Annotated in this window: 1 protein-coding gene; it reads left to right on the top strand. The window is 69.7% G+C overall.

The features are described from left to right. Positions 1-410 (top strand): ankyrin repeat domain-containing protein (locus ACLJNW_RS23220; RefSeq protein WP_410961087.1); only part of this gene is annotated, 410 nt, incomplete at its 5' end. Between the last annotated feature and the right edge of the window lie 45 nt (positions 411-455).

Below are 455 nucleotides of genomic sequence, written 5' to 3' on the forward strand. Positions count from 1 at the left end.
TGCTGAAGGAGTTCGTCGAGGCCGGCTTCGACCTCGATGTGCAGGATGCCAAGGGCTATACCGCGCTGATCCTGGCCGCCTACCACGGCCATGGCGGAGCGGTGGAACAATTGCTGGAGGCCGGTGCCGACCCCTGCGTCCAGGATGCGCGCGGCAACACCGCCCTGATGGGCGCCATCTTCAAGGGCGAGGTCCGCATCGCCCGGCGCCTGATCGGCGCGCAATGCAGCCCCGACCAGCGCAACGGCGCAGGGCAGACCGCGGCCATGTACGCGGCGCTGTTCAAGCGCGAGGAGCTGCTCCAGGCGCTGTCGGCGCGCGGTGCCGACCTTGGCGCCCGCGATGCGTTGGGCAACAGCGTGGAAAGCCTGCGACGCGGCGAACTGAACGGCCCTGCGGCGGCGAGGTGATCGGGGGCAATGTTCGGAGGAGGCCTGCTGGGCTCGACTGGAGGT

This window comes from Salmonella sp. SAL4457, assembly GCF_046548235.1.
Classification (GTDB): Bacteria; Pseudomonadota; Gammaproteobacteria; order Enterobacterales; family Enterobacteriaceae; genus Salmonella; species Salmonella enterica.